The sequence below is a fragment of the Pseudoalteromonas sp. AOP7-A1-14 genome, assembly GCF_052376275.1.
Lineage (GTDB): Bacteria > Pseudomonadota > Gammaproteobacteria > Enterobacterales > Alteromonadaceae > Pseudoalteromonas.
Genome location: NZ_JBQSVO010000180.1, coordinates 1 through 3,878, shown reverse-complemented (window position 1 = coordinate 3,878; position 3,878 = coordinate 1). Strand labels below are relative to the sequence as shown.

4 protein-coding genes are annotated in these 3,878 nt (G+C 37.7%); all 4 read left to right on the top strand.

Going from position 1 to position 3,878, the window contains the following annotated elements; genetic code table 11:
• Positions 1 to 228 precede the first annotated feature (228 nt).
• The 4 genes from ACT3RM_RS17130 (at position 229) to ACT3RM_RS17115 (ending at position 3,622) form a co-directional block, all read left to right on the top strand.
• Positions 229 to 888, top strand: coding sequence for an NADPH-dependent FMN reductase (locus tag ACT3RM_RS17130; protein WP_441835996.1), 660 nt, complete (start codon positions 229 to 231; stop codon positions 886 to 888).
• Between the two features lie 448 nt (positions 889 to 1,336).
• Complete coding sequence (locus tag ACT3RM_RS17125) at positions 1,337 to 2,332, top strand: fatty acid desaturase (protein WP_441835997.1); 996 nt, start codon at positions 1,337 to 1,339, stop codon at positions 2,330 to 2,332.
• Between the two features lie 514 nt (positions 2,333 to 2,846).
• Positions 2,847 to 3,098, top strand: a complete 252-nt coding sequence (locus ACT3RM_RS17120) for a TIGR03643 family protein (protein ID WP_441835998.1) — start codon at positions 2,847 to 2,849, stop codon at positions 3,096 to 3,098.
• Between the two features lie 107 nt (positions 3,099 to 3,205).
• Positions 3,206 to 3,622, top strand: a complete 417-nt coding sequence (locus tag ACT3RM_RS17115; RefSeq protein ID WP_441835999.1) for a GFA family protein — start codon at positions 3,206 to 3,208, stop codon at positions 3,620 to 3,622.
• The last annotated feature ends 256 nt before the right edge of the window (positions 3,623 to 3,878 follow it).

Genomic DNA, 3,878 nt, shown 5'->3' with positions numbered 1-3,878 from the left:
ATGCCCGATATTTGTGTATGCGAGAACCCGAGCGCTATTCAAAGTAACGCGATTGATTGTTCGAAGCGAGTTAATGAATGGGTCATGTCTTAAAGTTTAAAAGTTAAACCTAACGCAATAAAGTTAACCCCGAAAATTAAACCTACTAATTCCTACAATTGATTGAATCAATAAATTAACTCTTATATGGTTAGTTTATAATCGAAATTAAATAAAGGGAATCTAACAATGAAAATTCTCGTTTTTTTGGGGACTGTTCGTGATAGCACTCCTCCTAAACCAGCACGACTTGGTGAGCGTGTAGCAAAAGCCAGCATTGAGTGCTTTACAAATCGCTATAGTGAGCATGAGGTGGAGGTTATTGATGCACTTGAATACCCGCTTGAACATGTTTTTAAACCACAGTTTTCCTACCTTGAAGGTAAGGCTCCTGCGGCACTTAATGAGCTGGCCGCTAAAATAAAATCCGCAGATGCTTTTGTAATGATAAGCCCTGAATATAATCATTCAATGAGCCCCGCATTAGCGCATTTATTAAACCACTTTGGTAGCTCACTATTTGCTTATAAACCTAGTGCAATTGTTACCTATTCAGCAGGACAATGGGGGGGGATGCGTGCCGCTGTTGGTATGCGAACATTTTTAGCTGAGCTAGGTTGCTTACCCGTTTCTGCTATGATTCATATACCAAAAGCGCAAGATATATTTTTAGAAGATGGGGCACTACAAGCAGGTGAAGAGCAAAGCGCTTGGTTTGATTATTTTTCTCGAACCTTTAATCAACTAATTTGGTGGGCGAAAGCGGCAAAAGAGCAGCGTTCACTAGTTGATCCTCATAATATGGTTGGTGACTTTAAAACGACACCGTCTGAGCGAAATGCTCCTTAGTTTTTAGTTATAAAAATATGAGGGGTTCAATAGATAAACAAGCGGATGTGAAAATAAAAAAATATTCAGTGCACTGGGGCTAATTATCCGTAGTGGCGTAGTGATATCGCTGCTATTTCATTATATTTATGATAAGCACATTTCTCTAGCTACTTTAGACAGGCAATATTTTCATTGATCACACTTGGACCCGCATGTGCATTAGGCTATATACCAGGTAAATTTTTATAGCGCTTACCTAAAGCATTGGCTGATACTATCAAATTAGATATATGTAATTCTAAAAGTTAACTGGATAACAGATGGATAGGGCATAAAGGCCAAGGTTGATGATTTAATAGTGTACCTATAAGTTGCCGGTGAATAATGGCGTAGGTTTTCAAATTATTTTGGCGTGGGTAGAAGATTCGGGTATTATTACACTAAATTTGATTATCAGTTGCTACTCATGAATACGTTAAGTGCTAAAGAAAATATTCAAGCCATTGTTAAGGCAATTAAAGATGAAGAGGCTAAGCTTCGCCAAAAGCATCCGTTATTAGCCCATCAGAACACTCTTGGAATGGCTATTTTATTGTTATCTCTCGCTGCCTTGATTGGAGTTGGTGCACTCTATTATCTTGCTATCATCCCTGCGTGGTTATGTATTGTGTTAGCCGCAATAGCGACTTCTATCTCCCATGAACTTGAACACGACCTTATCCATAAACAGTACTTTAGTAATCAGCCCTTTATACACAATTTTATGATGTTGACTGTATGGTTAATGCGACCTAATACAATCAGTCCCTGGTATCGCCGTAAAATGCATTTGCATCATCACAAGGTGTCAGGTACTGCACAAGACTTAGAAGAACGTCTGGTAGGTAATGGCATTAAAAACCCATTATTACGCACTTTAGTGATTGTTGATGGTTTGCTCGGTTTGTTAGTGAACTCTAAACGCTTTAGTAAAGAAATTAAAAACTTTAGTTTTTTTAAAGTGTTTAACGCGGGTTTTCCGGTAACCACTGCGTATTTTGCAATTTTATATAGTGTGATTGTGTTCCATTTAACTAACTTATTTTTGCCACTTGAAGCTAACTCACCCGCGCTAGTATTAGGTATTATGGCTGTATTTGAATTTTTAATGGTCGTGTTGATTGTGCCTAATATAGTGCGCTCAAGTTCACTTAACTTTGTTACTTCAAGCATGCATTATTATGGTGGCGTTAATAATATGCTTGAACAAACTCATGTCTTAACTAGCCGCTTATTTGCACCGTTTAATTTATTTTGTTTTAACTTTGGTCATACCCATACAATTCACCATTTTGTACCAAATCAGCCATTTTATTTGCGTCAAATGCTAAGTAAAAAAATCCTTCTGGTTATGAAACAACATGGTGTTCGCTTTAATGACTTTGCTAGTATAAAGCAAGCAAATCGCTATCAAGCGTTGTAATATCAACCTTCAAATTATTAATTTGACCTTTTAAGCTAAGTTGAGGTTTTATAATTGCTGCCTACTTTAACGATTAGGAAGCAATTATGATGAGCCTCAACCAAGTAACGCTTCCTGTCATTGACATTGAACAAACTAATAACCTTTACATCACCTTATGCTTTACGCAAGTCATTAACCCCCTCGCTATGCTCGTTTTAATATGCTAATAAAGCTACGCTTTCATTGATACTCGCTGACATTGTATTTATTAACGGTGCCATCATATATTTCGAAAATGATAATTTAAAAGAATGGATTGAGTTACTAAAAACGAAAGGCATTCAATTTAATACTTAAACGGTTGAACAGCGTCATTTATGGCGAGAAGAAAATTTGACTGACTCAGCTGGAAATAAAATCAAGCTATATTGGGTGATAATCGATTAAATCCACCGTGGGAAGTAAATATAAGCTAAGAAATGTCATGACCCAAATGAACAACCATTGCGTATAAGCGTATTTTGGATGAGTTATGCAGTTTAATAGTAGTGATACATCAAGAATTATCGAAATGGCGTGGGAAGATCGCACGCCTTTTGAAGCCATAGAGTATTTGTATGGATTAAATCATACTGAGTTGGTTAACTTTATGCGTAATAACGTCTCCCCAGGTTCATTTAAAGTGTGGCGTAAGCGCCATAATGGGCGTTCCACTAAACATTTAAAATTACGTAACCCAGCCATTACGCGCAGCCATTGTAAAACACAGTATAAACATCGCTAGAGACGAGAAATTAAATTCGCAACAAAGAGTGCTGGGTATAAGGGGGTGTTTAAAGTAAAGTGGCCAATTATGACGTAACATAGCTAAAGCTTTACTTAGGAAGCATTATGGAAATTACCGGACGTTGTCATTGTGGCGAAGTAACTTATAAAGCAAAGGTTGATGCGACCAAAGTAATAAACTGCCATTGCACAGATTGCCAAGAAATGTCGAGTGGCCCATTTCGTACAGTGGTCATGTCGCAGCCTAATGCAGTTACTTTTACTGCAACTACACCAAAAGAGTATATAAAAGTTGCTGAAAGTGGCAACAAGCGAGCGCAGGGGGTTTGTGGTAATTGCGGTACGTCTTTATATGCAACATCTGTGGGCGCGGGCGATAAAGTATACGGCTTGAGATTAGGCGCTGTTCAAGAACGTGAACAACTTATTCCTAAAGCACAAATTTGGTGTCGTTCAAGCCCCTTTTGGTTAAAAGAGTTAAATACTATTACGGAGTTTGATAAGACCCCGCCAAATAACTAATAAGTTCTTGAAGGTAAATACCAATTTTGCTGTCTTGTGTGTAAGGTGATTATATGGAGGTAGCAAATGTGTGGTTCCGTTAAAACAAGTCGTAGTGTTGGAAAGTCTCAGTTAAGTTTTGACAATGAATTAATGAGCAGCTGTTAAACGTTTTGTAACTAAAGCTAATTTGGCACAAATGAGGTGCGCAGAGCGTGAGGCGGTTAATAAAAATGACAGCGAAACAAAAATGCTTAAGCAGTTTTGCTTATTTTGC

Bases quoted from the DNA above. Each gene is read 5' to 3' on its own strand.
- ACT3RM_RS17115 (WP_441835999.1), top strand. From the start codon at position 3,206: ATGGAAATTACCGGACGTTGTCATTGTGGCGAAGTAACTTATAAAGCA.
- ACT3RM_RS17130 (WP_441835996.1), top strand. From the start codon at position 229: ATGAAAATTCTCGTTTTTTTGGGGACTGTTCGTGATAGCACTCCTCCT.
- ACT3RM_RS17120 (WP_441835998.1), top strand. From the start codon at position 2,847: ATGCAGTTTAATAGTAGTGATACATCAAGAATTATCGAAATGGCGTGG.
- ACT3RM_RS17125 (WP_441835997.1), top strand. From the start codon at position 1,337: ATGAATACGTTAAGTGCTAAAGAAAATATTCAAGCCATTGTTAAGGCA.